Raw genomic sequence first — 25,053 nt, 5'->3', positions numbered from 1 at the left:
GCGGGTTTACCTGCGGCGGGCCGTTGCGGTCCGTTACAATGCCGGCCATGCCGAACTATGTCTGGCCGCTGCGCGTGTACTGGGAAGACACGGATGCCGGCGGCGTGGTGTTCTACGCCAACTACCTGAAATTCTTTGAACGGGCCCGGACCGAATGGCTGCGCTCGCTCGGGATCGGTCAGCAGGACCTTGCCGATACGTCCAATGTGGTCTTCGTGGTACGCAGTACTGCTGTGGAATACAATGCGCCCGCCCGGCTGGACGACCAGCTGGAAATCCGCACCGTGATTGAACGGGTGGGGCCGGCCTCGGTCCAATTCGCCCAAGAAGCGTGGCGCGACGACCTCCAGCTGGCCAGCGGCAAGATCCGGGTGGGATGTGTCGATAAAGACACATTTCGTCCGGCCCCGATTCCTGCTCCTGTTCTCGCAACTATAAGAAACGCTCGATGAATCCGGTGACCGTCACGCAAGACCTGTCGATTATCTCGCTGGTGCTGCACGCCAGCCTGCTGGCACAGGCCGTCATGGCGCTGCTGCTGGTGATGTCCCTCTTCTCGTGGACCTATATTTTCCGCAAGCACCTGGCGCTGCGCGCCGCGCGCAGCCAGACGGAAATCTTCGAGCGCGACTTCTGGGCCGGTGGCGATCTCCAGGCGCTTTATAACAGCGCCGTCAACAACCGCCACAACACCGGCGCGCTCGAACGCATCTTCGAGTCCGGCATGGGCGAGTTCCTGAAGGCCCGCGAGCGCAGCAACGACGCCGGCGCGCTGCTCGACGCCGCCCGCCGCGCCATGCGCGCCGCCTACCAGCGTGAGATGGATGTGCTCGAGTCGCACCTGCCGTTCCTGGCATCGGTAGGCTCGGTCAGCCCGTACATCGGCCTGTTCGGTACGGTGTGGGGGATCATGAACGCCTTCCGCGGCCTGTCGAATGTGCAGCAGGCGACGCTTGCATCCGTTGCGCCCGGTATTGCCGAAGCCCTTGTGGCCACGGCTATCGGTCTGTTTGCGGCGATTCCGGCCGTGATCGCCTACAACCGATATGCAACGGAGATCGATCGTCTGGCCATCCGCTTCGAGAGTTTCATGGAAGAGTTCCTGAACATTCTCCAGCGCCAGACCCGCTAATCCACCTCATTCATCGCATTCGGAGCACTAGCCATGGCAGCCATCCAGCGCCGCGGCGGCTCGCGCCGCCGGGCCAGCGCCGACATCAACGTCGTGCCGTACATCGACGTGATGCTCGTGCTGCTCGTCATCTTCATGGTGGCGGCCCCCATCGTGAATCCGGCCGTGGTCGACCTGCCTTCCGTGGCGCAGGCCACGCCGCAGCAGAAGGCGCCGCCCATCGTCGTGTCCGTGCATGAGGACGGCACCCTGACCGCGAGCGGCAAGGACAACGCCGGCAACGCCTTCGAGCGCAAGCTCGACAAGCGCGGCCTGCTGGATTTCGTCCACCAGCGCCAGAATGAGAACCCGGACCAGCCCGTGGTGATCGCCGCCGACCGTGCCGTGAAGTACGAGGCGGTGCTCGACGTGATGTCCGTACTGAAGGCCGACGGCGTGAAGCGCGTGGGCCTGATGGTCAAGTCCAAGTAAGCACCGCGACATCCAGTGGCCAGTCTCTCGTCACGTCATCCGCAAGCCCGGCCGCAGCGCCGGGCCCAGGCAGCCGCCTATCCCTACCAGCCGGTGAAGGAGCGCGGCACCACGCGCTCGTTCGTGATGGCCCTGTTCATGCACCTGCTGCTCGGGCTGGTGCTCTACTACGGCGTGCGCTGGCAGAGCAGCACGCCGGTGGGCGCCGAAGCCGAGCTGTGGGACGAAATTCCCGACACTACGCAGGCCCCGCCGCCGCGCCCCGTGGAGCTGCCGCGCCCGACGCCGCAGCCAGAGCCGGCCGTACGCAGCAAGGCCGAGGAAGACGCGGACATCGCCCTGGAACGCCAGAAGCGCAAGCAGGCCGAGGAGGCCGCCGAGCGCGAGGCCGCCCGCAAGGAACAGGAAAAACGCGACGCCCAGCGCAAGGAAGAGCAGCGCAAGGAAGACCTGCGCCAGCAACAGCAGCGCGAAGAGGCGCAGCGCAAGGAAGACGCGAAGAAGAAGGCCGAGCTGGATCGCAAGGAGCAAGCCGAGCGCGACCGCAAGGAAGCCGCCGACGCGAAGGCCAAGTCCGACGCCAAGGCCCGCGCTGACGCGGAGCAGAAGGCGAAGGCCGCCGATGCCGAAGAGAAGGCCCGTGCGAAGGCGGATGCCGATGCGAAGGCCAAGCGCGAAGCCGCGGCCAACGCCCAGCGCAAGAGCGAGCTGGCGCGCCTGCAGGCCCTGGCTGGCGGCAACGCCACCTCCAGCGGCGGTGGCGTGGGCAGCGCGGCGGGCTCCGGCGCGGGTTCGGGCGGCAAGGCGTCGCCGGGCTACGCCGACCGCGTGCGCCGCAAGGTGAAGCCGAACATCAACTTCGGTGGCGATGTGGACGGCAATCCGGCAGCCGTGGTGTCGGTCTCGCTGGCGCCGGACGGCTCGCTGCTGTCCGCCCGCCTGAGCAAGTCCAGCGGGAACGCGGACTGGGACAACGCCGTGCTGCGTGCGGTACAGCGCTCCGACCCGCTGCCGACTGACGAGAACGGCAAGGCGCCTTCGAGCTTCACGATCACGTTCAAGCCGAAGGACTAGGCGCCTCATCTGCCATGTTTTGCAACATAATGCAACCTTCATCGATGGCGTCAGGTCGCATTGCTACCATGAACGGTTGCCTGACGCGGCCGGCAGCGTGCAATTGCACGCAGAACGGGCCATGCGCCAAGCGGCGCGTTGCCCGTCCTGCTGTAGTTGCTGTGCCCGCCGTACCGATGAATCCTGATATCGACTGAGGAGCAGCATGCGAAAGCTTTGGGCCCCCAACTGGCTGTCCGCAAGGCGGCACAACGCTCAATCCACATCGTCGCCCGCCACCCAGCCCACGCGTGAGCAAAGCCGCTACGCGCTGATGGCCTGGCTGGCGGCCGCACTGATGTCGGCCGGCGTGGCACACGCACAATTGAATGTGGAAATCACCGGAGTTGGCTCGAACCAGTTCCCGGTGGCCACCGCCAACTTCCAGGGCGAGGCGCAGGCCCCGCAGAACCTGACCGCCATCATCCGCAGTGACCTGGTCAACAGCGGCCGCTTCCGCAACGTGGATCCGGGCGGCGCCACCGTGGCCGAATCGGCCCAGGTGGATTTGGGTAGCTGGAAGTCGCGCGGCGCTGATGCCTTCGTTGCCGGCAGCGTCACCCCCGCCGGCAACGGCCAGTACGAGGTGCGTTTCCGCCTGTACGACACGGTCAAGGGCCAGAGCCTGGGCGGCCTGGCCTTCACGGTCGGCCAGAACCAGTTGCGCGTGACCGCGCACAAGATCGCCGACTACATCTACGAGAAGCTGCTCGGCGAGCGCGGCGTGTTTGCCACGCGCCTGTCGTACGTGTCGAAGGTGGGCAACCGCTACCAGCTGCTGATTTCCGATTCGGACGGCCAGAACGCGCAGATCGCGCTGACCAGCACCGAGCCGATCATCTCGCCGGCATGGTCGCCTGATGGGCGCCGCGTGGCCTACGTCTCCTTCGAGGCGCGCAAGCCGGTGGTCTACGTGCACGACCTGGCCACGGGCAAGCGCACGCTGGTGTCGAACCAGAAGGGCAACAACAGCGCGCCGTCGTGGTCGCCGGATGGCCAGCGTCTGGCGCTGGCGCTCTCGCGCGACGGCAACACGCAGGTGTACCTGGTCAATGCCGATGGTTCGGGCCTGCGCCGCATCTCGCGCAGCAGCGCCATCGACACCGAGCCGCAGTTCTCGCCGGACGGCCGGAGCATCTACTTCACGAGCGATCGCGGCGGTGCGCCGCAGATCTACCGCATGCCGGCCTCGGGCGAAGAGGGCGGCGCCGCGCAACGCGTGACGTTCAAGGGCAACTACAACGTCAGTCCGCGCCTCTCGCCGGACGGCAAGTACCTGGCCTTCATCTCGCGTTCGGGCGGCTTCAAGCTTCAGCTGCAGGACCTCTCCAACGGTGACGTGACGTCCCTCACCGATACGTCCAATGACGAAGCCCCGAGCTTCGCCGCCAACGGCAAGTACATTCTCTACGCCACCCGCGTGGGCGGCCGCTCGGTGCTGGCGGCGGTGTCCACGGATGGCCGTACGAAGCAGGTGCTGTCTCTCCAGTCCGGCGAGGTTCGCGAGCCGTCCTGGGGTCCTTTCATGCAATAGTGCAATAGAAAAAAGAGGAGTTATTGCCATGTCCCAAATGATGACCAAGTCGCTCGCCCTCGCCGCCCTGCTCGCACTGGGCGCCTGCAGCTCCGGCGTGAAGCTGGATGACACCGCCAAGTCGGGTACCGGCACTGCGCCGACCACCGACCCGCGCGCCGTGGCGCCGGTGGACGTCTCGCGTGACCCGCTGAACGATCCGAACAGCCCGCTGGCCAAGCGCAGCGTGTACTTCGACTTCGACAGCTACAGCGTGAAGTCCGACTACCAGAGCCTGCTGCAGGCCCACTCGCAGTACCTGGGCGCCAACAAGGGTCGCAAGATCCTGATCCAGGGCAACACCGACGAACGCGGCACCAGCGAGTACAACCTCGCCCTGGGCCAGAAGCGTGCCGAGGCCGTGCGCCGTTCGCTGTCGTCGCTCGGCGTGCCCGAGTCGCAGATGGAAGCCGTGAGCCTGGGCAAGGAAAAGCCGAAGGCCACCGGTCACGACGAAGCCTCGTGGGCCGAGAACCGTCGCGCCGACATCGCCTACTGATCTACGGATAAGTCTTCATGAATGCTCGCGCATCCACCCTGTTGTGGCTGGCAGCCGTCTCAGGCGGCTTGCTGGCAGCCACGTCCGCACACGCCGGCGTCTTCGACGACGACGAGGCGCGCCGCGCCGTGATCACGTTGCGGGACCAGTTCAACGGTTTCCAGGCAACGGCTTCACAGCGCATCGACCAGAGCAGCAAGGCCCAGCTCGACATGCAGAACCAGCTCGAAGGTCTGCGGCAAGAGGTGGCCCGCCTGCGCGGTCAGAACGAGGTGCTCCAGAACGCGGTGGATACGCTGCAGAAGCAGCAGAAGGACTACTACGCTGACCTGGACGCGCGGCTCAAGAAGTTCGAGCCGCAACAGGTGACCGTGGACGGCCGGGAGGGCATGGCCCAACCGACCGAGAAGCCCGAGTACGACGCGGCGCTGAAGCAGTTCCAGTCGGGCGATTTCAAGGGTGCGGGCAATGCGTTCTCGGCGTTTGCCAAGAAGTATCCGCAAAGCCCCTACCTGCCGCTGGCGCAGTTCTGGCTCGGCAATTCGCTCTACGCGCAGCGTGACTACAAGGGCTCGACGACGGTCCTGCAGAGCATGGTGTCGGCCAACCCTTCACATCCGAAGGTGCCGGACGCCATGATCGCCATCGCCAACAACCAGCTTGAGTCCGGCCAGAAGGCCGCGGCGAAGAAGACGCTGGAGACGGTGGTGGCCAAGTATCCGGGCACGGAAGGGGCCCAGGCCGCGAGCAACCGGCTGAAGACCCTGAAGTAACCGGTCTGCCTCGCAGTACCGTTGCAGGAGGAAGCCCGCTGGAAATTCTGGCGGGCTTTTTCTTTTGGGGCTTTGCGACCATGGAAGGAAGCCGGGCGATGGGCGCCATCAGTCCAGCCTGATTGGGGGCGGCCCGCCGGCGCGCTAAAATACGCGCTTTCGCAGTCAGCGACCCCCATTCCGCGCCGTCCGCGCCCCCGATCATGACCAAACGCGCCATCGTCCTGCTTTCCGGCGGACTCGACTCCGCCACCGTCCTCGCCATGGCCAACGCCGCCGGGTTTGAAACCTACGCGCTGTCCATGCGCTACGGCCAGCGCCATTCGTCCGAGCTGGAGGCCGCCAAGCTGGTGGCGGCGGCGCTGGGCGCCAAGCGTCACGAGATCATCGAGCTCGACCTGCGCCGCTTCGGCGGCTCCGCGCTGACCGACGATACCCTCGACGTGCCGACCGACGGCGCCACGGGCGGCATTCCGATTACCTATGTGCCGGCCCGCAACACCATCATGCTGTCGCTGGCCCTGGGCTGGGCCGAGGCGATCGGCGGCCGCGACCTGTTCTTCGGTGCTAACGCCGTGGACTACTCCGGCTATCCTGACTGCCGTCCCGAGTATGTGTCCGCCTACGAGGCGCTCGCCAACCTGGCCACCAAGGCTGGCGTGGAGGGCGACCGCTTCCACGTGCACGCGCCCATCATCGACATGACCAAGGCCGAGATCATCCGCGCGGGCGTGAAGCTGGGCGTGGACTACGGCCTGACCGTCTCCTGCTACAAGGCCGACGACGCAGGCCGCGCCTGTGGCGTGTGCGACTCCTGCCGCATCCGTCGCGCCGGCTTCGAGACGGCGGGCGTGCCCGACCCCACGCGCTACCAGGCCGCTGCCTGATCGATCCCCGCGCCAGCACATCATAAAAATACGAGTCACCCCCGGTCCACCATGCCTGACATCGACATCCCCGCGCTCTCCCACACCGTGCTGTGGAGCACGTTCGCCCTGACTTTCCTGTTCGGCGCCATTCTCCAGCGCACGCATTTCTGCACGATGGGCGCCATCTCGGACATCGTGAACATCGGCGACTGGAGCCGCATGCGCATGTGGGTCATGGCCATCGGCGTGGCGATGATCGGCACCGGCGCGCTGGCCTGGGCCGGCCTGATCGATCCGACCAAGACGATCTACACCTCCGCGAAGCTGGCCTGGCTGTCAGCGGCGGTGGGCGGGCTGATGTTCGGCTTCGGCATGGTGCTGGCCTCCGGCTGCGGCAGCAAGACGCTGGTGCGCATCGGCGCGGGCAACCTGAAGTCGCTGGTGGTGTTTGTGTTCCTGGGGCTCTCCGCCTATATGACGCTGCGCGGGCTGTTTGGCGTGGTTCGCGTGAACACGGTCGACACGGTGGCCGTGGCGCTGCCCGTCACGCAGGACCTGCCGTCGCTGGTGGCGCAGGGCAGTGGCATCGCGCGCGGCACGCTGCAACTGGTGCTGGGCGGCGTGATCGGCGCGGTGCTGGTGCTGTGGGCGTTGGCGGGACGCGGGTTCCGTAGCTTCGACAACGTGCTCGGCGGCCTTGGCGTGGGGCTGATCATCGTCGGCATGTGGTACGTGTCCGGCCATCTTGGCTATGTGTCGGAAGACCCGAGCACGCTCGAGGAACTGTTCGTCAGCACGAATAGCGGCCGGATGGAAAGTCTGAGCTTCGTGGCGCCGTACGCCTACACGCTGGACTGGCTGATGATGTTCAGCGACAAGAGCAAGGTGCTGACCATCGGCATCGTCAGTGTGATTGGCGTGATTGCCGGCGCGGCGGTGTACGCGCTGGCCACGCGCACGTTCCGCTGGGAAGGCTTCGGCAATGCCGAGGACGTGGCCAACCACATGGTGGGCGGCATGCTGATGGGCGCGGGCGGGGTGACTGCGCTGGGCTGCACGATCGGGCAGGGGCTCTCGGGCGTCTCGACGCTGGCCGTGGGCTCGTTCATCGCGCTCGCGGGCATCGTGGTCGGCGCATGGCTGGCCTTCAAGTACCAGATATGGCGACTGGAGCGCATGGCCTGAGGGTTGACGCCTGACAGGTAGCTCTCTATAATCGCGGATTCGATTTTTGCGGGTCGTTAGCTCAGTCGGTAGAGCAGCGGACTTTTAATCCGTTGGTCGCGTGTTCGAGTCACGCACGACCCACCAGCATTGCAGAAGGGCCTGTGGCGCAAGTCACAGGCCCTTTTTGTTTTGACTTTCCGCCGTCGGCGTTCGCCACCGCACAGAACTCCTGCGCCGCGCGTCCACAATCCATGGTTCATCCCGCGCGCCTCTGCCAGCGCGCGAACCCCTCATTTCGATGGCGATGAGACGACACGATGAACAGGCTTCTGGCTCGCCTGGCCACGCTGCTGGCGTGGGGGCTGGTCGCGATGGGCGGCGCGCAGGCGTCTGACTTCGCCTGCCAGCTGGCGCCGCAGTCCGCCTCGGTGCGCTGCGACGATCTAGTATCGCCCGGCCAGCGCTGCGGCAGCCCGCCGGACCGCCGCCCCGTGGCCCAGCGCATGATCTGCGAATACGCGATGCTCCACATGGGCTACGTGCGCATCGACGACGACCAGCGCCGCCAGCTGCGCGCGGGCACGCTGCGCATGGGCGACTTGCAGGCGTGGCGCCGCAAGCGCGATGCCTGTACTTCCGTGCCGTGCCTCGACGCCGTGTTCGCCGAGTGGTGGCGCCACCGCAGCGACCGGCTGTCCGCCGGGCGGCCGCCCGCGCAGCCGCCGGCCAGGCCGCTGCAGGCGCGGCCCGCGCAGGAATTCGCCATCCCGGCCCGCCCGGAGCTTCCGCCGGCGACCCTCGTTCCTGCCGCACCCTCCGCCGCCGCATCGCCCCCCATGTTGCCCGACGCCGAGCCCGTGCTGGCGATGACGATGGCGACCGCGCCTGACGCCCTCCCGCAGTCGTCGCTGCTTTCATCGGTGCACGACACCCGGCCGCCGCTGCCCAAGGAGGAGATCGGCGCCGCTTTCGCCACCTTCTCCACCCGGCATGCGATGGCCTGGGCCTGGCTGCTGTGGCTAGGGCTGCTGCTGGTGGCAAGCGTCGGACTGGACTGGGTCCTGAAGCGCCGCGGACGGGCGCCGCAGGCGGAGGGCCAGCCGGAAGCCGCGGGCACGGCCGGTGTGGCCCGACATCATCCGGCCATGTCCCGCGTGGCGATTGTGCTCGGCATGCTGCTGGTACTGAACGCGATCCTGCTGCTGGCGGTGTTCGTCAGCCGCTAGGGTCCAATTAACCAGTCTGAGTTAGAGACAGCCCCATTCCCGGTCATCGAAAATGCACTTGGCACGCTGCACGCCGGCGTGGCCATCGGTTCATTCGTCCAATGGGTGAGCGCCGCACGCCGGCGCGGGAAGTGTCTATGCAGCAAGGCGGTACTGCCCTCCCGGTCAATGAGCATGTTCTGCGCATCATCTGGCCGTTCCTGCCCGTGGTGGTGGCGCTCGCATTGTTCTGTCTGGCCAGCGTCGACATGTTGTCCGCCGCGCGCGGTTTCGTGGCGGGCGAGAGCCTGTGGTCGAAGGGGCAGAAAGATGCGGTGATGCATCTGCTGCGCTACACCGACTCGCGCGACCCTGCCGACTTCGCCGCCTACCGGCGTGCCATCGCCGTGCCCCTCGGCGACAAGCAGGCGCGTCTCGAACTCGAAAAACGTCCGGATTTCGATCGTCAGGTCGCCGTGGAAGGCCTGCTCGTCGGCGGCAACCACCCCGACGACATCCCCGGGATGATCCGGCTGTACCGCTATTTCCGGAATGTGACCGAAATCGACCAGGCGATTGCCGTCTGGGCCGCCGCCGACGTGGACATCGCCCGTCTGACCGTCGTGGCAGACAAGTTGCGAGAATGTGTCGGCGCGCGGGACGAAGCGGCCTGCCTGCCGCCGCTTCAACGCGAGATTGCCGAACTCGACGCGCGGCTCGGGCCGATGGAGATTGCGTTCTCGGCCACGCTCGGCCAGGCATCGCGGCGTGTGCGGGGCGTGCTGCTGTCCGGCACCGTCCTGCTGACGATCCTGTTGCTGGGCTGTGCCTCATGGCTGTCGATGCGCACCCAGCGCAAGGAGCGTGAGCTGCGCGCCGCGCTGGCCAAGAGCGAGCAGCGGCTGCAACTGGCCGTGGCGGGCAGCGACGATGGCCTCTGGGACTGGCATCCCCACCATGGCGAACTCTATTTCTCGCCGCGCTGCGCGGAGATGCTCGGCTTTGGCGCCGACGAGTTGCCGCACGCACGCGAAACCCTGCTGGCCCTGATGCATCCGGCCGACGTCGCCGAGTTCGACCGCCAGTTGGCCCGCCACGTGCGCGAGGGCACGCCGTACGACGTGGAGATCCGCCTGCGCCGCAAGCAGGGCGGCTACCTGTGGGTCCGCGCGCGCGGCCGCATGGTGCGCAGCCCGGTGGGCAAGGCGGTGCGGATGGCGGGCTCCCTGAGCGACATTTCCGACCGCAAGCGCTTCGAGGCGCAGTTGTTCGCCGAGAAGGAGCGGGCGCAGGTCACGCTGCGCGCCATCGGCGAGGCGGTGGTGACGACCGATGTCTGGGGCCGCATCGATTCGATGAACCCCGCCGCCGAGGGGCTGACCGGCTGGTCCGAGGCCGAGGCAGCCGGCTGCTTCCTGGCCCAGGTTTGCCCGCTGCTGGACGAATCGACCTGCACGCCGGTGACCGACCTGGTGCCGCGCGCGCTGGAAGACCGCTGGCCGAGCCAGTGCGTGATGCTGCTGGCGGGGCGTGCCGGCGGCGGCCCGGTGGTGGTCAAGCCATCGGTGGCGCTGATGCGGGACAAGGGCGGGCACGCCATCGGCGTGGTGTTGGTGCTGCACGACGTGAGCATGGAGCGCGCCCACGCCGCCCAGCTGGCGCACGAGGCCAGCCACGACGCGCTGACCGGGCTGGTCAACCGTGTCGAGTTCGAGCGCCGCGTGGCCACCGCCATCGCCCGCGTGCGGCAGGAGGGCGCCGCGCACACGCTGATGTACCTCGATCTCGACCAGTTCAAGGTGGTCAATGACACCTGCGGCCATGCCGCCGGCGACGAGCTGATCCGCCAGATGGCCGCCGTCATGCGCCAGCAACTGCGCAAGGGCGATACGCTGGCGCGGCTTGGCGGCGATGAGTTCGGCGTGCTGCTGGAACACTGCGATGCGGGCGATGGCGAACGCGTGGCCGAGGCCCTGCGTCGTGCCATCGCCACGTTCCGCTATGCGCATCGGCAGAGAATCTTCTCATTGGGTGTCAGCATCGGACTGGTACGAATCGATGCCGGTACCGGCAAGGTCGAGGAGGCGCTGAGCGCAGCTGATGCGGCGTGCTACATGGCGAAGGAGGGCGGCCGCAACCGCGTGCAGGTGTATCTGCCGAACGACAGTGTGGTGCGCGCCCGGCACGGCGAGATGGAGTGGGTCAGCCGGGTGCACGCGGCGCTGAGCGCGGGGCGTTTCTGTCTCTACGCGCAGGACATCGTGCCGTTGCAGCCGTCCGAATCGGATTCGGCAAACGCGGCAGGGCGGCATATCGAAGTGCTGCTGCGCCTCGTGGACGAGCAGGGCCAGCTGGTGCCGCCGATGGCCTTCGTGCCAGCGTGCGAGCGCTTCAACCTCATGCCGATGATCGACCGATGGGTCGTGGAAACCGCGTTCGCGGCGCTGGCGCGGCTCCAAATCGAGCGGCCTGGCGAGATCGGCATGTGCTCCATCAACATGTCCGGTGCCTCGCTGGCCGACGCGCACTTCCCCGGCTTCGTGCGGCAGCAGGCTATCCGCCATGACATCGCTTTGTCTGGCATCTGTTTTGAAATCACGGAAACGGCGGCGATCAACAACCTCGCGCAGGCGGCGGCCTTTATCGAACAGCTGCAGGGCATGGGCTGCGTCTTCGCGCTCGACGACTTCGGCGCGGGCATGTCGTCATTCGCCTATTTGAAACACCTGCCAGCGGCTTACCTGAAGATCGACGGCAGCTTCGTGCGCGAGATGCTCGATGACCCGGTCAATGCGGTGATGGTAGAGGTGATCCAGCGGATCGGGCACGCGATGGGCAAGAAGACCATCGCCGAATTCGTCGAATCGGAAGCCATGCGGGAGCGGCTGCAGGCGTTGGGCGTGGACTACGCCCAGGGGCAGCTGATCGGCGCGCCGCTGCCCTTCGCGCGCGGCAACGCCGTGGTGGTGGACGGCGCCGAGCGGTTCGCCGTCACCCTCTAAGGCAGGTTCAGGGCAGGTTCAGGGCTGGGCCGGCGGCGGTGCGTCCGGCGTGGGGGAAGGCACCAGCGGATCCCGGAAGCCGGTATCGAACGCCTTCGCGGCCACGACCTCGGTCGCGCTGGCCGGGGCTTTCGTGTCCTGCCAGGTCTTGTAGGCCCAGTATCCGGCGCCAGCGACCATGCCGTATTTCGACAGCTTCCAGGCCACGCGGCCGATGGCGGTCCGGCGCAACAGCGGCATCGCCAGGGTGATGGCGGTACTCAGCATCGGGTATTCGCGCGTCACGCCCAGCATCTTGAGCCAGCCCGAGGGCCGGGTCAGCCGGGGCAGCCAGGAGCCCAGGTTGGTCATGCGGCGTGCGCCGCCGCGTACCTGGCGCAGCGCCTGCACGGCGTCGTAGCGTTCCAGTGCCGCGCGGGTGATCAGCAGTTCCTTGCGGACGGCCAGCGGCAGCTGTACCTCGCGCGAGAATCGCACCGGGCGCGGATGCTCGGCGCGGCGTTCGTCCATGGAGTCGTCGTCGGGCGTGGTCATCGGCGCAGCATCTCCCGGTCCTTGTCGAGTTCGGCGAGCGTGTCCGCGAACAGCGGCGGGGCGTTGCGCACCATGCGGCGCGCGGTAAGCAGGCAGGCGGCCATGCAGACCAGATAAATCACGACGATCGCGCCGATGGCCTGCCAGCGGTAGGTTTCCCAGAACAGGATGGCGACGAGAATCGTGAACGTCATTAGCGCCATGCCGAAAAATACCAGCCCGAAGCAGGCCAGCAGGGCGACTTTCATCAGCCGGGTGCGTTCCTCGGCCAGTTCCACGCTGGCAAGTTCCAGGCGCGTCTGGACCATCGACACCATCGAACCGGTCAGGTTGCGCAGGGAGTCCAGGAACTTAGGGGAAGGGGATTCGCTCATGCGGCTCCGGCGAAGAATCGATGCGCCAAGATTGGCGGCATCCTCGATGAGCGGACCGGGCGGCGGCATGGCGCCGCGCCTCCCGGGCCTTCGGCGCGGGCCGGCGCGGGCGCGGGGCCCGGATGCCGGCCGGCTTGCGCCTGTCTTACTTGCGGTTCAGCAGCAGGCCGATCAGCAGGCCCACGCCGGCCGCCACGCCCACGGCCTTCCACGGGTGGTCATGCACGTAGTCGTCGGTGGCACGCGCGGCGGCCTTGCTCTTGGTGACCACGGCGTCCTGCAGATCCTGGGCTTTTTCCTTGGCCTGCTTCAGCAGGCCCATGCCGCGCTCGCGCAACTCGGCAGCCTTCTCGCCGGTGGTCGAGGCCGCTTGCTTAAGCAGTTCTTCGGCATCGGACAGAACGGTCTTCACATCGCTCATCAGTTTCTCCTGTTTGCGGGCGGTTGGTTCGAATGGTGACATTTTGCCTTGCTCGCTATCGCTTGTGGCGCTTTCTGTCTTCCACTTAGGATATGTGGCGGCAACCCATCGTTTCAAGGCAAGCCGCTCACCCGACCGTCTTTATGACTTCGAGTGATTTTATAGTGACTTTATATTCGTTTCGGTTGGATCGCAATCCAACTAAGCTGGTTCCTTCAACCTTCCCCCTGGAGATTTTCAACAATGGCACTGCGTCTTGGCGACATCGCCCCGGACTTCGAGCAAGAATCGAGCGAGGGCCGCATCCGCTTCCACGATTGGCTGGGCGACGGCTGGGGCGTGCTGTTCTCGCACCCGGCGGATTACACCCCGGTCTGCACCACCGAGCTGGGCCTGACCGCCAAGCTGAAAGGCGAGTTCGAGAAGCGTAATGTCAAGGCCATCGCCCTGTCCGTGGACAGCGTGGAGTCCCATAAAGGCTGGATTGGCGATATCAACGACACCCAGTCGACCTCGGTGAATTTCCCGATTCTGGCCGATGCGGACCGCAAAGTGTCTGAGCTTTACGAGATGATTCACCCGAACGCCAACGAAACGCTGACCGTGCGTTCGCTGTTCGTGATCGATCCGAAGAAGAAGGTAAGACTGATCATTACCTACCCGGCCAGTACCGGTAGAAATTTCAACGAAATCCTCCGCGTCATCGATTCCCTGCAACTGACCGACCACCACAGCGTGGCCACGCCGGGCAACTGGCAGGACGGCGACGACGTGGTGATCGTGCCGTCGCTGAAGGACGAGGAGATCATCCGCCAGAAATTCCCGAAGGGCTACAAGGCGGTTCGCCCCTACCTGCGCCTGACGCCCCAGCCGAACAAGTAAGCCGGCCGGCAGGCAGGCAAGTGTAAAAAAGCCCGGCTTGCCGGGCTTTTTTACATCGTCTTCCGCTGAAAAAACGCGATCAGAAGAAGGCTTGCAGGCCGGTCTGGGCGCGGCCCAGGATCAGCGCGTGGATGTCGTGGGTGCCTTCGTAGGTGTTGACCACCTCGAGGTTGACCACATGGCGGATCACGCCGAATTCGTCCGAGATGCCGTTGCCGCCGAGCATGTCGCGGGCTACGCGGGCGATGTCGAGCGACTTGCCGCACGAATTCCGCTTCATGATCGACGTGATTTCCACGGCGGCCGTGCCTTCGTCCTTCATGCGGCCCAGGCGCAGGCAGCCTTGCAGGCCCAGCGTGATCTCGGTCTGCATGTCGGCCAGCTTCTTCTGCACCAGCTGCGTGGCGGCCAGCGGGCGGCCGAACTGCTTGCGGTCCAGCGTGTACTGGCGGGCGGTGTGCCAGCAGAACTCGGCGGCGCCGAGCGCGCCCCAGGCAATGCCGTAGCGGGCCGAATTCAGGCAGGTGAACGGGCCCTTGAGGCCGCTCACGCCCGGCATCAGGTTCTCTTCCGGCACGAAGACCTGGTCGAGCACGATCTCGCCCGTGATCGACGTGCGCAGGCCCACCTTGCCGTGGATGGCCGGCGCGGACAGGCCCTTCCAGCCTTTTTCGAGGATAAAGCCGCGGATGGCGTCCTTGCCGTCGTCGCCGACCAGCTTGGCCCAGACCACGAAGACATCGGCGATCGGCGAGTTGGTGATCCACATCTTGGCGCCGGACAGCTCGTAGCCGCCGTCCACCTTCTTGGCACGGGTGATCATCGAGCCCGGGTCGGAGCCGTGATTCGGCTCGGTCAGGCCGAAGCAGCCAATCCATTCGCCGGTAGCCAGCTTGGGCAGGTATTTCTGCTTCTGGGCTTCCGTGCCGAATTCATAGATCGGCACCATCACCAGCGACGACTGCACGCTCATCATCGAGCGATAGCCGGAATCCACGCGCTCCACTTCCCGTGCGATCAGGCCGTAGCTGACGTAGTTCAGGCCCGGGCCGCCGTATTGCTCGGGAATGGTCGGTCCCAGCAGGCCCAGTTCGCCCATCTCGCGGAAGATCTCGATGTCGGTCTTCTCGTTGCGGAAGGACTGGAGCACACGCGGCATCAGCTTGTCCTGCGAGTACGCGGCGGCGGCATCGCGCACCATGCGTTCTTCGTCGGTCAGTTGCTGATCCAGCAACAGGGGGTCGATCCAGTTGAATTCGGCATTGGCAGCCATGGAGGTCTCCTTCTTTGGTGGCGCGCCGAGGGGCGGGGGCAGCCCTCGAACAGGTGTAGTGAAGTTCCGCATTGCGGAACCTTGTTCCGATGAGCTAGTATAGCCGAACCGATCCGCAGTGCAACAGGGGGTGGACCCGATCCCGCCCTGCCGCACGCCAGGTGGATCATCCTTCTCATGGAGCCACGCCTTGGCCACTTCCTCATTGCCCGCCCCGGCGGCAAACGCCGATACCGAGCGCCCCGCGCGCGAAAGCGATCCGAACTTCGTGACGGCGCTGGCGCGCGGCCTGGAGCTGCTCCGTTGCTTCCGCACCGGCGAGGCGATGCTCGGCAATCAGGATTTCGTGCGCCGCACCGGCTTTCCGAAGGCCACGGTGAGCCGGCTGGCCGGCACGCTGGTGCAGCTGGGCTACCTGCGCTATGACGACAGCCTGGGCAAATACGCGCTCGATGCCGGCGTGCTGGCGCTCGGTTTCTCGTATTTATCTGCCTCGGACGTGGTGGCGCTGGCGCGTCCCCACATGCTGGCGTTCGCGCAGGCGTATGGCGTGTCGGTGTCGCTCGGCAAGCGCGAGCGGATGGAGGTGATCTATCTCGAATCGATACGAAATGACGCCGGCGTGATGCTCGGCCTCGGCGTGGGGTCGCGGCTCTCGCTGATGTCGAGTTCGATGGGGCGCGCCTATCTGGCCGCGCTGCCGGCCGCGCGACGCGAGCGCGTGCTGGGCGAATTCGCACTGGCCTATCCGGAGCAGTGGAAGCAGCAGGAGGCGCCGATGCGCGCCGCGCTGGCCGAGGCTGAGCGGCTGGGTTATTCGGCCTCGTTCCGGGACTGGCATCCCGCTATCCACGCCTGCGCCGTGGCGTTCCGGCCGGTGGGGGAGAAGGACCTGCACATGATTAGCTGCAGCGCGTCGTATGGCACGGTGGCCGAGCAGGTGTTCCACGAGACCCTGGCCCCGGCGCTGCAGGCGCTGGGCGCGCGGCTGTCCGACCCCGGCGCGCGCTGATTGGACGCAAGTTCAAAGGTCCGTGCGCAGCTTCCACAGTTCCGGGAACAGCACCACGTCGAGCATCTTGCGCAGGTAGCCGACGCCCTCGGTGCCGCCGGTGCCGCGCTTGAAGCCGATCACGCGCTCCACCGTGGTCACATGGCGGAAACGCCATTGCCGGAACGCATCCTCGAGGTCGACGAACTTCTCGCCCAGCTCGTAGAGCTCCCAGTATTTGGACGGATTGCGATACACCTCGAGCCAGGCCGTCTCCACGGACGCGTTGTAGATCGTCGGTTGGGTCCAGTCGCGCTCCACCACCTCGGCGTCGATCTGGAACCCGCCCCGCGCCATCAGGCGGATCGCCTCGTCATACATCGACGGCGTGTGCAGCGCGGCATCCACCAGCGCCAGATGCTCGGGCCGGTGCGCGTGCGGGCGCAGCAGCGCCGCGTTCTTGTTGCCGAGGATGAACTCGATCTCGCGATACTGGTACGACTGGAACCCCGATGACGCGCCCAGGTAGGGCCGCATCGCCGAATACTCGGGCGGCGTCATTGTCGCCAGCACGTTCCACGCCTGCACCAGTTGGTCCATGATGCGCGACACGCGCGCCAGCATCTTGAACGCCGGGCGCAGTTCGTCATTGCGCACGCCGTCGCGCGCGGCGCGCAGCTCGTGCAGCATCAGCTTCATCCACAGTTCCGTGGTCTGGTGCTGGACGATGAACAGCATTTCGTTGTGGTCCGGCGAGCGCGGATGCTGGGCGCTCAGGATCTGGTCCAGACCCAGGTAGTCGCCGTAGCTCATGTCCTGCGCGAAGTCCATCTGCGCGCCGTGCCACTTGTCGTCCGCCGCATCGCCGGTGTTGGCCGATGCGCCGTGTCCCATCGGACATCCCTTGAATTCGCTCATGGTCCGCTCCGGTCCGCTCAGGTCACTGCCGTCCGCACGGCGAAGCGCGCGTCGCGATAGGCGCCGCTGTCGAGCACGTCTCGCAGAATCTCCACGGCGTCCCAGACTTCCGTGAAGCTCGTGTAGAGCGGCGTGAAGCCGAAACGGGCGATGCCGGGCTCGCGATAGTCGCCAATCACGCCACGTTCGATCAGCGCCGCGACCAGCGCGTAGCCGTCCGGATGGGCGAAGCTGACCTGGCTGCCGCGCCGGGCGTGCTCGCGCGGCGTGACCAGGGTCAGCGGGTGCGTGGCGCAACGCGCCTCCACCAGCGCGATAAACGCATCGGTCAGTTTCAGGGACTTCGCGCGCAGCGCGGTCATGCTGGTCTGGGCGAAGATGTCCAGCCCGCATTCGACCATCGCCAGCGAGGTCACCGGCTGCGTGCCGCACAGGAAGCGGCCGATGCCCTCGGTGGGGCGGTACTGCGGCGACATCGCGAACGGCGCCTGATGGCCCCACCAGCCGGACAGCGGCTGCCAGAACGCGTCGCGCAGCGCCGGCGCCACCCAGACGAAGGCCGGCGAGCCGGGGCCACCGTTCAGGTACTTGTAGGTGCAGCCAATGGCGTAGTCGGCGCCGGCCGCGGTCAGGTTCACCGGCACCGCCCCGGCCGAGTGGGCGAGATCCCACACCGTCAGCGCGCCGCGCGCGTGGGCCAGTTCGGTCAGTCCGGCCATGTCGAGCATCTCGCCGGTCTTGTAGTTGACGTGCGTCAGCATCAGCACAGCGGTGTCGGGGCCCACGGCGGCTTCGATCTCGGCCGGGCTGTCCACCAGGCGCACCGAGTAGCCTTGCTGGAGCAGGTCGGCCAAGCCCTGGGCGATGTAGAGGTCGGTCGGGAAGTTGCTGGCCTCGGAGACGATCACGCGGCGTGCCGGGTCGCGTTGCTGCTGCACGCGCAGCGCGGCGGCCAGCACCTTGAACAGGTTGATCGAGGTCGTGTCGGTGACCACCACCTCGTCGTGCCCGGCGCCGATCAGCGGGGCCAGCCGGTTGCCGAGCCGGCGCGGCAGATCGAACCAGCCCGCCGAATTCCAGCTACGGATCAGGCCCTCGCCCCATTCGGCGGACACCACTTCGGCGGCGCGCGCGGCGGCGGCACGCGGACGGGCGCCGAGCGAATTGCCATCGAGATAGATCACGCCGGCAGGCAGCGCGAACTGCTCGCGCAGGCCGCGCAGGGGGTCGTCACGGTCGAGCGCGACGCAGTATTCACGGGTCAAATTCATGGGCTGGAAATCAGACGATTCTGAAAAAGGTCAGGCGAGGGCGCGCAGGATGGCGCGTACCGGGCTGGCATCGAGCGTGGCAAGGCGCAGCGGCAGGGCGATCAGTTCGTAATCACCCGCCGGCACGTCGTCGAGCACGATGCCTTCGAGAATGGCAAGCCGGTGGTCGCGCACGGCGTGGTGCGCGTCCATCGTCTTCGAGTCCTGGGGGTCCAGCGAGGGGGTGTCGATGCCGACCAGCTTCACGCCGTGGCGGGCCAGCAGCGCGATCGTCTCGGCGGCCACCGCGCAGAAGTCCACATCCCACGTGCCCTGCGGCGCCGTGGCGTAGGTGCGCAGCAGCACGCGCGGCGGCGTGCCGGCCAGCGCGGCTTCCACGTGGCGCGGCAACACGTGCGGGCCGGCGCCAATGCAGTCGATCACGCGGCACGGGCCGAGGTAGGCGTCGAGCGGCACCGCCCCAATCGGCGCGCCATCGGCCACGTAGTGGAGCGGGGCATCCGCATGGGCGCCCGTATGGGGCGACATCGTCATCCGGCCGACATTGACCGGGCACTGGCCATCCATCACCCAGGCGGGGTCGTGCTGGAACGGAGTGTCGCCGGGCCACACCGGCGTGGCCGGTGAGACGGGTGGGGTGATGTCCCAAATACGGCGGGCATCGTGAAAATCGGGGGCGTGGGGCATGGGGGCGGCCGGATCGTGTGGATCGTCGTTCGATGACCGCATCATAGTCAAAAGCGCCCAGAAGAGGCTTGCGAAATGCCCCGTCTGGCGGGGCATGTTTCGCATAGAATTGTGTAGATTGAATTGAAATTCGCAGATTCTGCGACAAAGACCGCAATGACCCTCGACCCCATCGATTTGCGCATCCTCACCTGCCTGCAGGAGAACGGCCGCATCAGCAATCAGGATCTGGCCGACAAAGTGGCGTTATCGCCCTCCGCGTGCCTGCGGCGCGTGCGCTTGCTGGAGGAGCAGGGGGTGATTGGCGGCTATCGCGCGTGGTTCGATGCCGAGCGGCTGGGGCTGGAGATCGAGGCCATCGTGCAGGTGTCGATGCGCCACGACCTCGAAGGCTGGCACGACACCTTCAACGCCGCCGTGCAGGCGTGGCCGGAAGTGCTGACCGCCTATGTGATTACCGGCGACAGCAACTACATCCTGCGCGTGCAGGCGCGCAACCTGAAGCACTACTCGGATTTCATCGTCAACCGGCTCTACCGCACGCCGGGGGTGATGGATATCCGCTCGAACATCGTGCTCCAGCGGATCAAAACGGATGGCTCGCCGCTGGCGGCGCTGCATGCCGACCAGGGCGGGAAAGCGTAGAAACGGGAAGGGGACCGGCTTAGCGGTCCAGTGGCGAGACCGTGGAGAACTGGCCGCCCTGGAACACCAGCGGCTGGCCGCCGCAGTCCTGCAGGCCGCAGCGCTCCACTTCGCCGACGAAGATCACGTGGTCGCCTTCGTCGTAGCGGCTGCGGTTATGGCATTCGAACCAGGCCAGCGCGTTGGCGAGGATCGGCAGGCCGGTTTCGGAGAGGCGGTAGTCCACGCCGGCGAAGCGGTCGCCCTTGAGCGAGGCGAAGCGCTGGCATAGATCCATTTGCGACGCGCAGAGCACATTGATGATGTAGTGCGTGCCATCGCGGAACATCGGCAGGCTGTTGGCGCGGTTGGCCATGCTCCAGAGCACCAGCGGCGGGTCCAGCGAGACCGAGTTGAACGAGCTGGCTGTGATGCCGACGAACGGCGCGCCGTTGGCGTACGGATGCCCCGCCGCGCGCGTGGTGATGACGGTCACGCCGGTGGCGAACTGCGACAGCGTCCGCTTGAAATGCTGCGAATCGAAGTCGGGCGAGGCGGCCTTGCGGCCCGTGATGGGGTCGTCGTCCTCGGCAGGCATGCCCATGTCTCGGGCTCCACACAAATCCATGATTTTCATTGCATCGTCAGCCGGTACGCCTTGTACGGATGTCACCTTGCGCCGCGCGCAGGGGCGCGTCGGTGGGATTTCGTACAAAACGGGCCGGAATCGCGGCGGCCGAAACCCGGCGCCGATCGTCCCCCGATTGTAGCGGAGTCCGGACATTTGGCCCGACGGTAGGGTCTTTCGCGCCGGCTGGCCCGATACGCGTTCAGAGCCGGTCCGCGATGGCCTCGGCCAGCCGCGCGATGCTCAGCGGCGCGCAGCCTTCGGCGTTGTTGCTGACGATCACGTAGGCCGGCTGGCCCGTGCGCAGCGTGCGCGCCACCACATCGGCAATGGCGTCGCGCGTCTCCGGGTCAGGTTCGACGATCTTGTCGAACGGGCCGTAGGCCTTTTCGGCCATCGCATAGGAGCGGCCTTCGCGCAGCATCCAGCGCAGCACCAGCGGGCCGGGCGCGCCCTCGTCCATCAACGCCTGCGCGGCGGACTGGCGGGCCACGGGCGGCAGGCGGTCGCGCGCGGCGAGGCAGAAGCGCACGCCACGGTCCCGCAGCAGGCGGATGTAGCGCGGCGTGAGCAGGGCCGCGTCGCGGATCTCCACCGCGTAGCAGGCGTGCGGGGTCAGCGTGGGGTCCAGCGGCGGCAGCGCGGCCAGGAAGGCGTCCAGCCGGGCGAGGAAGGCGGGGCCGTCATCGCCCACGCCCGCCAGCGGCGACAGTTGGAACAGCAGCGGGCCGCAATGCTGGCCGAGCCCGCCTGTGGCCGGCACGATGCAGTCCCGGATCGCGATCTCGGGATTGAGGAAGCCCGCGTTCGGCAGCCGCCCGGCGCCATCGGGCCCGCGCAGCCAAGCATCGCAAACGCTGGCCGGCGCCTTGACGAGGAAGCGGAAGCCCTCGGGCACCTGTGCCGCATACTGCATATAGTCGGTCAGCGGGATCGGCCCGTAGAAGCCCCGGTCGATCCCCGCCGCGCGCAGCAGCGGATGCTGGCCGCAGGCGCGCAGCCCCTTGCGCGAGAGCAGGCTCTCGGTGTACTGGCCATCGTAGACCAGCCCGTGCCAGCCCGGATACGACCACGACGAGGTGCCGAAATGGAGGTTGGGCGGCAGCCGCTGGCCGAGCGCGACCAGCGCGGCGTCGGGCGTCCACGGCGCGACGACCTTGCCGGCGGGCTTCTTCTTGGGCAGTTCGCCAGCCGCAGGATCGGCGGCTGGCGAGGGTTCGGAGGAGGCGGGGAGCGGCGATGCGGGTGCATCGCCGAACAGGTCAAGCGTATCGTTCAATCGATTCAGACGGCATTGCCGATCGTGGCGTCATAGATATAGCGTCGCGACCAAGGCAGGGTGTCGGCCGGGCGGCGCGCCTTGTGGCACACCACCTGGTAGATCGACATCTGGTCGGTCGTGAACGCGTGGGCGGTACCGGCCAGGTAGATGCGCCAGATGCGGTATTTCTTCTCGCCGACCATCTTCCGGATCGTCTCGCCGTTGGCCTCGAAGTTGTTGGCCCAGTGGAACAGCGTCTGGGCGTAGTGCCGGCGCAGCAATTCTACGTCGAAGCCCTCGAGCCCGCCCTGCTGCAGGGTCTGGAGCACCATGCCGATGTGCGGCAGCTCCCCCTGCGGGAACACGTAGCGATCCATGAAGCCCGAGCCGTCCATCGGCACCTCGCCGCTGTGCGGGTCGGTGGAGGTGATGCCGTGGTTCATGGCCACGCCGTCGTCCGCCAGCAAGTCGCGAATGCGGCCGAAATAGGCCGGCAGGTTGGCCTTGCCCACGTGCTCGAACATGCCGACGCTGGTAATGCGGTCGAACTGGCCGGCGGTGTCGCGGTAGTCCTGGAGGCGGATCTCGATGCGGTCAGACAGCCCCGCGGCGCGTACACGCTCGGTGGCGAGGTCGAACTGGTTCTGCGAGAGCGTGATGCCCACGCAGCGCGCGCCGAACTTCTGCGCGGCGCGCAGCACCAGCGCGCCCCAGCCGCAGCCGATATCAAGCAGGGTCTGGTCCGGCTGGAGCCGGATCTTGGTCAGGATGTGGTCGATCTTCTTCAGCTGCGCGGTGGCGAGGTCTTCATTGCCGTGCTCGAAGTACGCGCACGAATAGACCATGTTCGGATCGAGCCAGAGGCGGTAGAAGTCGTTCGAGACGTCGTAGTGATACTGGATCGACGCCTGGTCTTCCTGCTTGGTATGGGTGAAGTGCTCGGCCACACGGGCGAGGGCGCCGCCGGCACTGCGCGCGGCTGCGGCGGAGAAGCCGAAGGCGACGTTGATGATGTCGGCCAGGCGGCCTTCGAGGTCGATCTTCTCCTGGACATACGCCTCGCCGAGGTTGTCCAGGCTGGGTACCAGCAGCAGCGGCAGGGCGGTGGCCTCGCGTACCGTCAGGGTGACGTCGGGCTTCTCGAAATGGCCGAGCGGGTACTCTTTGCCATTCCAGAGCCGGAGCTTCACCGGCAGGTTGGCGTGCTCGCGCACGTCGGCGATCCAGCTGTCGAGCTGCTTGTCCAGGGCTTGTTTGAAAAACATGCGGCTTCCTCCCGAATTGGTTGCGGCACACCTCTCGTACGACCCTAAAACTTTACGCCAAAAGTTTGGATTGTGCAGTGCGCGTCCCCGGACGCCGCTGTCTGCCGCGTACTTGTCTGAACAGGCAGACAAGTACGCGGCGCGGGATTCAGGGCGACAGCCGCACGATATTCCAGCTGCCGTCGTCTTGCTTGCGATAGCCGATGCGGTCGTGCAGGCGCGACGGGCGGCCCTGCCAGAACTCGATCCAGGTGGGCGCCACGCGATAGCCGCCCCAGTGCGCGGGGCGCGGCGGGTTCTCGCCGAACTTGCTGCGGAAGTCGGCCTCGCGGGCCTCGAGCACGTCGCGGCCGGGCACCTCGCGGCTTTGCTCGGACGCCCACGCGCCCAGCCGGGAGCCAAGCGGGCGCGAGGCGTAGTACGCGTCGCTCTCGGCCTCATCCACCTTTTCCACGATGCCTTCCACGCGCACCTGCCGCTCGAGCTGTACCCAGTGGAACAGCAGCGCCGCGCGCGGATTGGCCTGCAGGTCGAGCCCCTTGCGGCTCTCGTAGTTGGTGAAGAACGTGAAGCCGTTGGCGTCCATGCCCTTCAACAGCACGATGCGCGCGGACGGCTGGCCGTCGGCATGAACCGTGGCCAGCGTCATGGCATTCGGCTCGGGCAGCTTGGCCTGGAGCGCCTCGTCGAACCAGGTCTGGAACTGGCGGATCGGGTCGGCGGCCACGTCGGATTCGGAAAGCGCGCTCAGCATGTAGTTGCGGCGCAGGTCGGCTAGTTGGGTCATGTCGCGATCACGAAGGAAGATGCACTTCGAGTATAGCGAATGCGCCGCGCAGCGCATTTGCGGTGTCGCAAATCGCCGCGCTTGTTTTAAGCTTTATTCGATCTCCGCCACCCGCGGCTTGCGGGACTGGTTGCGGGAGTAATAGCCCGCCATGCCCATCGCGCCTGCCATCGAGAGGAAGATCGGCAACATGCCGAGCGCCGTGCCGACCACACCGAAGGTCAGCGGCCACACCACCTGGCTGGTGTTGAGCACGGCCGAGCGCAGCCCAAGGGCCTCCCCGGCGCGGCCCGAGGGCGAGGCGGTATGGAGGATGTTCATCACATTGGGCTGTGCGCTGCCGAGCGCGAGGCCCAGCACGAAGGCCAGCCCGCACATCAGCCAGAATTCGGCGACGAAGGGGTAGACGAGGTAGGCCATGGCGCCCACCATTAGCGCGGTCCGAATGATCTTCCATTCAGACAAATGGCGCGATACCAGCGGCATGGCAATGCGGATGGCCAGCGTGGCGAGGGCGAACGCGCCGAGCACCCAGCCGATGGACGACGGCGACAGGCCGATGCGCGAGCCCTGGATCGGGATCAGGAACGCGTGCAGGTCCCACGCGGCCGAGAGCACCGCGCTGGCGATAAACACCGCGCGCAGTTCGGGATGCTGGAGCAGGTCCAGCGTGGAGCGGCGGCTGCCGTCCTCCACCGCGATCCGCCCGGCGTTGCCGCCCGTGGCCGGCAGGCGCGGCCGCACGTACTGGAGCCCGGCCTGGCCGAGCAGCGCCACCACCACCAGCACGCAGAACGCGGGCCGGAAGCCAGCGTGTTCGATGACATAACCCATCACCACCGGGCCGAGCGTGCCGGACACGGACAGCCCGAGCGCGTGATAGGTGTAGTTGCGCAGCCGCGTGTCCGGCGTGGAGACCTGCCCGATCAACAACTGCATGGCCACCTGGACCAGCATGAAGCCGACGCCGATCAGCGCGCACGCGACGTAGAGCGCGCCGATTTCCGGCCAGATCGCCGGCAGCAGCGTGCCGCCCACCACCATCAGCGAGCCCGCCGTCATCGGCAGGCGTGGGCCGATCTCGTCGATACGGCGCCCGGCGCGGATCGCCAGGAACATCGGCAGCAGCGCATAGAGCGCCATCAGCATGCCGAGCGTGACCGTGGAGGCTTTGAGCGAGATTGCAAACAGGGAAACGACGACGCGACTGGCGTTGAACGCCACGTGATTGCACACCGTCAGGGCGATCAGCCAGCTGATCGGCGGAACGGCGGCGTGAGGCAACGTCATGGGACGGGGCAGGTAGGGGGGAACTGCGTGGATCGCGCCGCCG

General features: G+C 66.7%; 26 protein-coding genes and 1 tRNA gene. 15 read left to right on the top strand and 12 right to left on the bottom strand.

The window, feature by feature from the left end:
• The first annotated feature begins 47 nt into the window (after positions 1-47).
• The 12 genes from ybgC (at position 48) to AC1DEL_RS05895 (ending at position 11,804) form a co-directional block, all read left to right on the top strand.
• Positions 48-452, top strand: a complete 405-nt coding sequence (ybgC, locus tag AC1DEL_RS05950) for a tol-pal system-associated acyl-CoA thioesterase (RefSeq protein WP_092290881.1) — start codon at positions 48-50, stop codon at positions 450-452.
• Entirely contained in the window at positions 449-1,132 is a 684-nt protein-coding gene (gene tolQ / locus AC1DEL_RS05945) for a protein TolQ (RefSeq protein ID WP_177219836.1), read from the top strand. The genes ybgC and tolQ overlap by 4 nt, the downstream gene beginning before the upstream one ends.
• Positions 1,133-1,165: 33 nt before the next feature.
• Entirely contained in the window at positions 1,166-1,603 is a 438-nt protein-coding gene (tolR, locus tag AC1DEL_RS05940) for a protein TolR (RefSeq protein ID WP_092290512.1), read from the top strand.
• Between the two features lie 15 nt (positions 1,604-1,618).
• Positions 1,619-2,677, top strand: a complete 1,059-nt coding sequence (tolA, locus tag AC1DEL_RS05935; protein ID WP_477104850.1) for a cell envelope integrity protein TolA — start codon at positions 1,619-1,621, stop codon at positions 2,675-2,677.
• A 205-nt stretch (positions 2,678-2,882) separates the two neighbouring features.
• Positions 2,883-4,250 (top strand): Tol-Pal system beta propeller repeat protein TolB, encoded by a 1,368-nt coding sequence (tolB, locus tag AC1DEL_RS05930; protein WP_092290508.1) that lies wholly within the window; start codon positions 2,883-2,885, stop codon positions 4,248-4,250.
• Between the two features lie 28 nt (positions 4,251-4,278).
• Positions 4,279-4,788, top strand: a complete 510-nt coding sequence (gene pal, locus AC1DEL_RS05925) for a peptidoglycan-associated lipoprotein Pal (protein WP_177219835.1) — start codon at positions 4,279-4,281, stop codon at positions 4,786-4,788.
• A gap of 17 nt (positions 4,789-4,805) precedes the next feature.
• Positions 4,806-5,561, top strand: coding sequence for a tol-pal system protein YbgF (gene ybgF, locus AC1DEL_RS05920; RefSeq protein ID WP_441644008.1), 756 nt, complete (start codon positions 4,806-4,808; stop codon positions 5,559-5,561).
• Between the two features lie 203 nt (positions 5,562-5,764).
• Positions 5,765-6,448 carry a 7-cyano-7-deazaguanine synthase QueC gene (gene queC, locus AC1DEL_RS05915; RefSeq protein WP_441590616.1) on the top strand — a complete coding sequence of 228 codons (684 nt, stop codon included), beginning with the start codon at positions 5,765-5,767 and terminating at the stop codon, positions 6,446-6,448.
• Between the two features lie 51 nt (positions 6,449-6,499).
• The gene (locus AC1DEL_RS05910; protein ID WP_441590614.1) at positions 6,500-7,615 is read left to right on the top strand and encodes a YeeE/YedE family protein; all 1,116 of its coding nucleotides are present in this window, start codon (positions 6,500-6,502) and stop codon (positions 7,613-7,615) included.
• Between the two features lie 50 nt (positions 7,616-7,665).
• A tRNA-Lys gene (locus tag AC1DEL_RS05905) sits at positions 7,666-7,741 on the top strand.
• Positions 7,742-7,914: 173 nt separating this feature from the next.
• Positions 7,915-8,823, top strand: coding sequence for a hypothetical protein (locus AC1DEL_RS05900; RefSeq protein ID WP_092290500.1), 909 nt, complete (start codon positions 7,915-7,917; stop codon positions 8,821-8,823).
• A 137-nt stretch (positions 8,824-8,960) separates the two neighbouring features.
• On the top strand, positions 8,961-11,804 hold the full coding sequence (locus tag AC1DEL_RS05895; RefSeq protein WP_477125540.1) for an EAL domain-containing protein: 2,844 nt from the start codon (positions 8,961-8,963) through the stop codon (positions 11,802-11,804).
• An 18-nt stretch (positions 11,805-11,822) separates the two neighbouring features.
• Here AC1DEL_RS05895 and AC1DEL_RS05890 read toward each other — a convergent pair whose 3' ends face one another.
• The 3 genes from AC1DEL_RS05890 to AC1DEL_RS05880 form a co-directional block, all read right to left on the bottom strand.
• A complete protein-coding gene (locus tag AC1DEL_RS05890) occupies positions 11,823-12,338 on the bottom strand; it encodes a DUF3318 domain-containing protein (protein ID WP_477125465.1) in 516 nt (171 codons plus the stop codon).
• Positions 12,335-12,712 carry a phage holin family protein gene (locus AC1DEL_RS05885; protein ID WP_092290877.1) on the bottom strand — a complete coding sequence of 126 codons (378 nt, stop codon included), beginning with the start codon at positions 12,710-12,712 and terminating at the stop codon, positions 12,335-12,337. Before AC1DEL_RS05885 ends, AC1DEL_RS05890 begins: the two co-directional genes overlap by 4 nt.
• Before the next feature lie 145 nt (positions 12,713-12,857).
• Positions 12,858-13,175 carry an ElaB/YgaM/YqjD family protein gene (locus tag AC1DEL_RS05880; RefSeq protein WP_313818631.1) on the bottom strand — a complete coding sequence of 106 codons (318 nt, stop codon included), beginning with the start codon at positions 13,173-13,175 and terminating at the stop codon, positions 12,858-12,860.
• A 201-nt stretch (positions 13,176-13,376) separates the two neighbouring features.
• Here AC1DEL_RS05880 and AC1DEL_RS05875 point away from each other — a divergent pair, with 201 nt between their 5' ends.
• On the top strand, positions 13,377-14,015 hold the full coding sequence (locus AC1DEL_RS05875) for a peroxiredoxin (RefSeq protein ID WP_477125466.1): 639 nt from the start codon (positions 13,377-13,379) through the stop codon (positions 14,013-14,015).
• A gap of 79 nt (positions 14,016-14,094) precedes the next feature.
• Here AC1DEL_RS05875 and AC1DEL_RS05870 read toward each other — a convergent pair whose 3' ends face one another.
• Positions 14,095-15,288 (bottom strand): acyl-CoA dehydrogenase, encoded by a 1,194-nt coding sequence (locus AC1DEL_RS05870; protein WP_092290488.1) that lies wholly within the window; start codon positions 15,286-15,288, stop codon positions 14,095-14,097.
• A gap of 190 nt (positions 15,289-15,478) precedes the next feature.
• On the opposite strand from AC1DEL_RS05870, the gene AC1DEL_RS05865 reads away from it, so the two are divergent.
• On the top strand, positions 15,479-16,300 hold the full coding sequence (locus AC1DEL_RS05865; protein WP_092290486.1) for an IclR family transcriptional regulator: 822 nt from the start codon (positions 15,479-15,481) through the stop codon (positions 16,298-16,300).
• A 12-nt stretch (positions 16,301-16,312) separates the two neighbouring features.
• Here AC1DEL_RS05865 and kynA read toward each other — a convergent pair whose 3' ends face one another.
• The 3 genes from kynA to kynB are packed head-to-tail and all read right to left on the bottom strand — an operon-like array spanning position 16,313 to position 19,155.
• On the bottom strand, positions 16,313-17,197 hold the full coding sequence (gene kynA, locus AC1DEL_RS05860) for a tryptophan 2,3-dioxygenase (protein WP_477125467.1): 885 nt from the start codon (positions 17,195-17,197) through the stop codon (positions 16,313-16,315).
• Positions 17,198-17,214: 17 nt separating this feature from the next.
• On the bottom strand, positions 17,215-18,468 hold the full coding sequence (kynU, locus tag AC1DEL_RS05855) for a kynureninase (protein ID WP_092290482.1): 1,254 nt from the start codon (positions 18,466-18,468) through the stop codon (positions 17,215-17,217).
• Positions 18,469-18,498: 30 nt separating this feature from the next.
• The gene (kynB, locus tag AC1DEL_RS05850) at positions 18,499-19,155 is read right to left on the bottom strand and encodes an arylformamidase (RefSeq protein ID WP_477125468.1); all 657 of its coding nucleotides are present in this window, start codon (positions 19,153-19,155) and stop codon (positions 18,499-18,501) included.
• 156 nt (positions 19,156-19,311) lie between these two features.
• On the opposite strand from kynB, the gene AC1DEL_RS05845 reads away from it, so the two are divergent.
• Entirely contained in the window at positions 19,312-19,800 is a 489-nt protein-coding gene (locus AC1DEL_RS05845; RefSeq protein ID WP_092290478.1) for an Lrp/AsnC family transcriptional regulator, read from the top strand.
• A gap of 19 nt (positions 19,801-19,819) precedes the next feature.
• On the opposite strand, the gene AC1DEL_RS05840 is transcribed toward AC1DEL_RS05845, so the two are convergent.
• The 5 genes from AC1DEL_RS05840 to AC1DEL_RS05820 all read right to left on the bottom strand — a co-directional run bounded on the left by AC1DEL_RS05840 (position 19,820) and on the right by AC1DEL_RS05820 (position 25,010).
• Positions 19,820-20,383 (bottom strand): flavin reductase family protein, encoded by a 564-nt coding sequence (locus AC1DEL_RS05840; protein WP_092290476.1) that lies wholly within the window; start codon positions 20,381-20,383, stop codon positions 19,820-19,822.
• Between the two features lie 226 nt (positions 20,384-20,609).
• A complete protein-coding gene (locus AC1DEL_RS05835) occupies positions 20,610-21,686 on the bottom strand; it encodes a DUF72 domain-containing protein (RefSeq protein WP_092290474.1) in 1,077 nt (358 codons plus the stop codon).
• 5 nt (positions 21,687-21,691) lie between these two features.
• A complete protein-coding gene (locus AC1DEL_RS05830) occupies positions 21,692-22,933 on the bottom strand; it encodes a class I SAM-dependent methyltransferase (protein ID WP_454757238.1) in 1,242 nt (413 codons plus the stop codon).
• A gap of 148 nt (positions 22,934-23,081) precedes the next feature.
• Complete coding sequence (gene pdxH / locus AC1DEL_RS05825; RefSeq protein WP_092290875.1) at positions 23,082-23,720, bottom strand: pyridoxamine 5'-phosphate oxidase; 639 nt, start codon at positions 23,718-23,720, stop codon at positions 23,082-23,084.
• Between the two features lie 93 nt (positions 23,721-23,813).
• Complete coding sequence (locus tag AC1DEL_RS05820) at positions 23,814-25,010, bottom strand: MFS transporter (RefSeq protein ID WP_092290470.1); 1,197 nt, start codon at positions 25,008-25,010, stop codon at positions 23,814-23,816.
• Positions 25,011-25,053: the final 43 nt, after the last annotated feature.

Source organism: Cupriavidus sp. 10L43_2 (assembly GCF_056395265.1).
The sequence above is the reverse complement of the archived record's forward strand: the minus strand, read 5'-3'. Positions and strand labels throughout refer to the sequence as shown.

Bases quoted from the DNA above. Each gene is read 5' to 3' on its own strand.
- queC (WP_441590616.1), top strand. From the start codon at position 5,765: ATGACCAAACGCGCCATCGTCCTGCTTTCCGGCGGACTCGACTCCGCC.
- AC1DEL_RS05845 (WP_092290478.1), top strand. From the start codon at position 19,312: ATGACCCTCGACCCCATCGATTTGCGCATCCTCACCTGCCTGCAGGAG.
- AC1DEL_RS05885 (WP_092290877.1), bottom strand. From the start codon at position 12,712: ATGAGCGAATCCCCTTCCCCTAAGTTCCTGGACTCCCTGCGCAACCTG.
- ybgC (WP_092290881.1), top strand. From the start codon at position 48: ATGCCGAACTATGTCTGGCCGCTGCGCGTGTACTGGGAAGACACGGAT.
- pal (WP_177219835.1), top strand. From the start codon at position 4,279: ATGTCCCAAATGATGACCAAGTCGCTCGCCCTCGCCGCCCTGCTCGCA.
- AC1DEL_RS05900 (WP_092290500.1), top strand. From the start codon at position 7,915: ATGAACAGGCTTCTGGCTCGCCTGGCCACGCTGCTGGCGTGGGGGCTG.
- AC1DEL_RS05890 (WP_477125465.1), bottom strand. From the start codon at position 12,338: ATGACCACGCCCGACGACGACTCCATGGACGAACGCCGCGCCGAGCAT.
- ybgF (WP_441644008.1), top strand. From the start codon at position 4,806: ATGAATGCTCGCGCATCCACCCTGTTGTGGCTGGCAGCCGTCTCAGGC.
- AC1DEL_RS05895 (WP_477125540.1), top strand. From the start codon at position 8,961: ATGCAGCAAGGCGGTACTGCCCTCCCGGTCAATGAGCATGTTCTGCGC.
- tolB (WP_092290508.1), top strand. From the start codon at position 2,883: ATGCGAAAGCTTTGGGCCCCCAACTGGCTGTCCGCAAGGCGGCACAAC.
- AC1DEL_RS05875 (WP_477125466.1), top strand. From the start codon at position 13,377: ATGGCACTGCGTCTTGGCGACATCGCCCCGGACTTCGAGCAAGAATCG.
- tolR (WP_092290512.1), top strand. From the start codon at position 1,166: ATGGCAGCCATCCAGCGCCGCGGCGGCTCGCGCCGCCGGGCCAGCGCC.
- pdxH (WP_092290875.1), bottom strand. From the start codon at position 23,720: ATGACCCAACTAGCCGACCTGCGCCGCAACTACATGCTGAGCGCGCTT.
- AC1DEL_RS05820 (WP_092290470.1), bottom strand. From the start codon at position 25,010: ATGACGTTGCCTCACGCCGCCGTTCCGCCGATCAGCTGGCTGATCGCC.
- AC1DEL_RS05910 (WP_441590614.1), top strand. From the start codon at position 6,500: ATGCCTGACATCGACATCCCCGCGCTCTCCCACACCGTGCTGTGGAGC.
- kynA (WP_477125467.1), bottom strand. From the start codon at position 17,197: ATGAGCGAATTCAAGGGATGTCCGATGGGACACGGCGCATCGGCCAAC.
- kynB (WP_477125468.1), bottom strand. From the start codon at position 19,155: ATGCCCCACGCCCCCGATTTTCACGATGCCCGCCGTATTTGGGACATC.
- tolQ (WP_177219836.1), top strand. From the start codon at position 449: ATGAATCCGGTGACCGTCACGCAAGACCTGTCGATTATCTCGCTGGTG.
- AC1DEL_RS05880 (WP_313818631.1), bottom strand. From the start codon at position 13,175: ATGTCACCATTCGAACCAACCGCCCGCAAACAGGAGAAACTGATGAGC.
- AC1DEL_RS05830 (WP_454757238.1), bottom strand. From the start codon at position 22,933: ATGTTTTTCAAACAAGCCCTGGACAAGCAGCTCGACAGCTGGATCGCC.
- AC1DEL_RS05870 (WP_092290488.1), bottom strand. From the start codon at position 15,288: ATGGCTGCCAATGCCGAATTCAACTGGATCGACCCCCTGTTGCTGGAT.
- kynU (WP_092290482.1), bottom strand. From the start codon at position 18,468: ATGAATTTGACCCGTGAATACTGCGTCGCGCTCGACCGTGACGACCCC.
- AC1DEL_RS05840 (WP_092290476.1), bottom strand. From the start codon at position 20,383: ATGGGCATGCCTGCCGAGGACGACGACCCCATCACGGGCCGCAAGGCC.